General features: G+C 33.3%; 3 protein-coding genes and 2 pseudogenes. 3 read left to right on the top strand and 2 right to left on the bottom strand.

Features of this window, described 5'->3' with window-relative positions:
- A partial coding sequence (locus EC501_RS18135; protein ID WP_148037845.1) for an IS3 family transposase occupies positions 1-93 on the top strand: 93 nt, incomplete at its 5' end.
- Between the two features lie 589 nt (positions 94-682).
- Positions 683-1381 carry a hypothetical protein gene (locus tag EC501_RS18130; protein WP_122973737.1) on the top strand — a complete coding sequence of 233 codons (699 nt, stop codon included), beginning with the start codon at positions 683-685 and terminating at the stop codon, positions 1379-1381.
- Between the two features lie 54 nt (positions 1382-1435).
- Here EC501_RS18130 and EC501_RS18125 read toward each other — a convergent pair.
- Positions 1436-2731, bottom strand: a pseudogene (locus tag EC501_RS18125) (IS3 family transposase).
- A gap of 150 nt (positions 2732-2881) precedes the next feature.
- Between EC501_RS18125 and tnpA the strand changes: the two are divergent.
- Positions 2882-3284 (top strand): annotated as a pseudogene (tnpA, locus tag EC501_RS18120) (IS200/IS605 family transposase).
- Between the two features lie 370 nt (positions 3285-3654).
- Here the strand turns inward: tnpA and EC501_RS18115 are convergent.
- On the bottom strand, positions 3655-3745 hold a 91-nt coding region (locus EC501_RS18115; protein ID WP_148037831.1), incomplete at its 5' end, for an IS3 family transposase.

Genomic DNA, 3745 nt, shown 5'->3' with positions numbered 1-3745 from the left:
CTTAATGATTATGTTCATTGGTTCAATAACATTCGAATTCACGGAACACTAGGCTATTTAACGCCTGTGGAATTCAAGAATAGGTCCTTATAAAGGTTGTCCGGTTTTGTGTTGACATTCCATTACATCTCAAAAAGCTACCTTTGTATCTGCTTATTCTTATCATTTGAACTAGTATAGTATACATATTTCAGAATTAGCACCTCTCCAGAAATCACTAACCCAGATGAAATGGGTAATAGCCATAACCATTAATAGATAAATCTTTTTCTAAAGTAATGCTATCATAGAGGATTATAATCGAGGTTTCTCGTTAATATGAAAACTTTTGAAAACTATTTTCATTAACAGTTTTTCGAGCTCCACACTAGCATATGCAAGAAGTGATGTATTGGTTATGCAGTTATTGTGGAGGTAAATTCAGTATTTAAATTTGCCAATTACAGCACTTATGTCACTCTAAGTTAGACCATTTTATTAACTAACTTTTTTATAATTTTTATAGGCTTAGATTAATTTTATTTAAGAGGTGTTAACTTCTCTATTAAATGGGAAAAATTAACATAACATACAATTTTATGTTATTATAAAAAGGTAAAAAAAATTAACTAGGAGGTACATATGAAAAAACTAGTTTTAAGCTTATTTACATTATTACTAGCATCGACAATTTTAGTTCCGAATGTTAATAGTAGATGCAGCAGAAAATGAGGGTCTAAAGCAAATTTCATCTGTAGAAAGTTATGTAGAATATTTAGAAAATGATGATTCTGAAGAAGCAAAAGAAACTTTAGATGAATTTTTATCTTTAAGTGAAGAAGAACAAAAATTGTATCTTGAGGCACTAAAACCAGAAAATTTTCTTAAAATCAACTCCGAGGCTCAAAAAGCAATAGACGAAGAAATTGAAGTAGAATTAGAGAGTGGACAAAAAGTAGATGTTGAATTTATTTCAAAACAAATTAATGAAGTAGGATTTAATAATAGATTAATAACGCCTATGGCTACATATAAAATAACAACACCTTGGGCTGTGTGTGAAATGGAGATACTTGGTGTTACCGTTTCTAAATACCAAATCCGAATGATTTACCAATCAAACGGAACATCCAGTAGTTCAGTAGCATTACAAGTATACGATATAGAAAAATCACACAAAAACTATAACCCATCAATATGGACTACTAATGTAGGATATACAAATAAATATGTCTCAGGTGGTTACGGATATGGTGGTTATCAATGGACATTATCCTCAACGGGTTCATTGGGCTTTTTAAGCGCCAATTTAGATTTGTATATCAAAGCAAAACCATCAGTTAAATACTGGAAAGCGGTATCAAGCCGTGATGATTGGGCAAGTAGTTGGAGAAAGTTCTAAATAATAAAAAAGCAGAGAGATTGAAGTAATCCCTAAAAGTTAGACACGGTTATTTCATCTAGGCAGCTGGGTAAATTGAGTTCGGTATTGCACTGGACTCAATTTTAATTTTGCCTTGATACGTTTCGTGTTGTAATAATACATGTATTTTTCTAGTTCCTGTTTAAACTGCTCGACACTTTCAAATTCCTTTAAGTAAAGGAATTCAGACTTCATAATCCCAAAGAAATTCTTCATCACCGAGTTATTATGACAATTTCCTTTACGCGACATACTTTGCAAAACGCCTCTTGCCTTTAGGGCATGGAGATATTGTTTCATCTGATAGTGCCCGCCTTGATCGGAATGAATTAGAAGTTTGTGTTCCTTTGGTAAACGTGCTAAAGCCTTTCCCGCATCTCTGAAACAAGTAGATACGTGGGTCTAGAGCCAATTGTATACGTGATAATTTCTCCGTTAAACAGGTCTAAAACAGGCGATAAATAGAGCTTTTCACCAAAAAGTTTAAACTCCGTAATGTCCGTTACCCATTTCTCATTCGGCGCTTCGGCTTTAAAGTTACGGTTTAAAATATTATCCGCAATTTTGCCAACTTTCCCTTTATACGATTTATATTACTTCATGCGAACTATACATTTTTAACCATGTTCTTTCATGATGCACTGAACCTTCTTATGATACACTTTTTACCCACGATTCGCTAGTTCGTCACAAATACGACGATAGCCATAACGTCCTTCATGTTCGTTATAAATACCTTGAATCTCGGCCTTTAACTCGGCATCTGAATCTAGTCGATTCATCTTTTTACTAAATCATAGTACATGCTACGTGGAATTTCTGCGAATGACACAAGCGCCTTCACCGAGTATTTATGCATTAATTCATAGATGACCTTTACTTTCTCTTCTTTGGTGATTTTTCCTTGGCTTGAACTAAGGCGTTCAACTTTTTTAAATACTCATTTTCCATACGTAGACAATTGATTTCTGCTTGAAGTGCTTCAGGTGAGCCTTCTATTGGTTTTGGTTGTTTGTTCGTGCGTTTCTTTTTCACGGATGGACGCCTCTTTGACCTTGGTTCAAGGGCATCTAAACCACCGTTCTCCATTTGCTTTTGCCAACTATACACCATTGCATAGCTAGAAATTTTAAAAAGAGCTGCTGTATCCATTAGTGACGCACAAGATTGAACCATGTAATTAAGTACACTTAGTTTAAATGGTACGGGATAATTTGTATAGGGATTCTTAAAGCCATCTTCTCAATGTAATTCATATAATTTTAACCAAAATTGAAGTTGCGCTCTTGTAACACCTATCTGTAACGCATATTCTTTTTGTGAAATCATAGTTGGATTAAAACCTTATATAATAGCCAATTTTATCTCGTTAGTAAATTTAGTCATAAAAAAACTGTATCTCCACTTGTAGATGTGTCTAACAAGTGGGGTGCAGTTCACAATAGTTTATTACACACAAGATGGAATTGTAAGTATCACATGGCTTTTATACCAAAATATAGGAGGAAAGTAATCCGTGGTGAATTAAGAAAAGAAATCGGAGCGATTTTAGGACGTCTATGTGAAATGAAAGACTTAGAACTATTAGAAGGACATGCAAGCCAGATCATATACATATACTGGTTAAAATTCCTCCAAAATTATCCATATCACAATTCGTTGGATATTTAAAAGGAAAGAGTTCTTTAATGATTCACGATAGACATGCAAATTTGAAATATAAATACGAAAATCGATCGTTTTGGGCAAAAGGATATTATGTCACTACAGTAGGTCTAACGAAAAAGCGGTAGCAAAATATATGAGGGAACAAGAAGCTGAAGATCGATTACGTGATCAAATGACGCGTAGAGAATATATAGACCCATTTAAACGAGATTAGAGAACAAATACGGTTGACGGTCAATTAAAAAAGCCCCTTTAGGGGCAGTTGGTAAGAAGCCATTATAGGGTATTAACTAAACCGCCTGTTTTACAGGCGGATATTTATTTAACATAAGTTAAAAACCATAACACGATAAGAATAATCATTATCCCTACAATAAAATATAAAACGTTTTTCAAATTTTGTCTCCTTCCTTTTGACGTTAAAAATTAATTTTATAGTAACATATTTTTAGTTAATGTGGAATTATCTGTAACAGATCTAAAAATTACTTAATATAATAGTAGATTATGTACGATGCATCATAATAATCTTGTCAGGTATCTTGTTTTAAATAGTGGAATGTCAACACAAAACTGGACAACCTTTATAAGGACCTATTCTTGAATTCCACAGGCGTTAAATAGCCTAGTGTTCCGTGAATTCGAATGTTATTGAACCAATGAACATAATCATTA

It is taken from the genome of Lysinibacillus halotolerans (genome assembly GCF_003711845.1).
GTDB classification, from domain to species: domain Bacteria; phylum Bacillota; class Bacilli; order Bacillales_A; family Planococcaceae; genus Ureibacillus; species Ureibacillus halotolerans.
The sequence above is the reverse complement of the archived record's forward strand: the minus strand, read 5'-3'. Positions and strand labels throughout refer to the sequence as shown.

Bases quoted from the DNA above. Each gene is read 5' to 3' on its own strand.
- EC501_RS18130 (WP_122973737.1), top strand. From the start codon at position 683: ATGTTAATAGTAGATGCAGCAGAAAATGAGGGTCTAAAGCAAATTTCA.